The organism is Aeromonas sp. MaB10011B, assembly GCF_017939325.1.
GTDB lineage: Bacteria > Pseudomonadota > Gammaproteobacteria > Enterobacterales > Aeromonadaceae > Aeromonas > Aeromonas caviae.
The window spans coordinates 1-476 of record NZ_JAGKRK010000057.1 but is presented as its reverse complement, the minus strand read 5'-3'; the positions used below and the strand labels follow the sequence as shown (position 1 = coordinate 476).

Sequence of the window (476 nt, the reverse complement as noted above, 5' to 3'; positions counted from 1 at the left end):
AAAAAGGCCTTCCCGTCAGGGAAGGCCTTTCAATTTAGTGGCGGAGCGGACGGGACTCGAACCCGCGACCCCCGGCGTGACAGGCCGGTATTCTAACCGACTGAACTACCGCTCCGCATTCGGTTAGCTTTCGCTAAATCTTTTGCTGCTTGTTTGTGAGGTGTCATCCTCGCAGCCAGCCATGTGATTCTTCACATCACCGTTTAATTGGGTGCCTGGCAGTGTCCTACTCTCGCATGGCGAATGCCACACTACCATCGGCGCTACAGCGTTTCACTTCTGAGTTCGGCATGGGGTCAGGTGGTTCCACTGCGCTATTGCCGCCAGGCAAAAATCTTCAATCTGAGAAAGCTGATTTAGTTATTCGTTCTCGGTATCTGCTACAAGTCTCTGAACACTTCTTGGGTGTTGTATGGTTAAGCCTCACGGGTAATTAGTATGGGTTAGCTCAACGTATCGCTACGCTTACACACCCC

At 51.9% G+C, this 476-nt stretch carries 1 tRNA gene and 1 rRNA gene; both read right to left on the bottom strand.

From position 1 onward, the window contains the following. Nucleotides 1-38: 38 nt before the first annotated feature. Nucleotides 39-115, bottom strand: a tRNA-Asp gene (locus J9893_RS13925). Nucleotides 116-213: 98 nt separating this feature from the next. After that, nucleotides 214-328 (bottom strand): 5S ribosomal RNA (gene rrf / locus J9893_RS13920). Nucleotides 329-476: the final 148 nt, after the last annotated feature.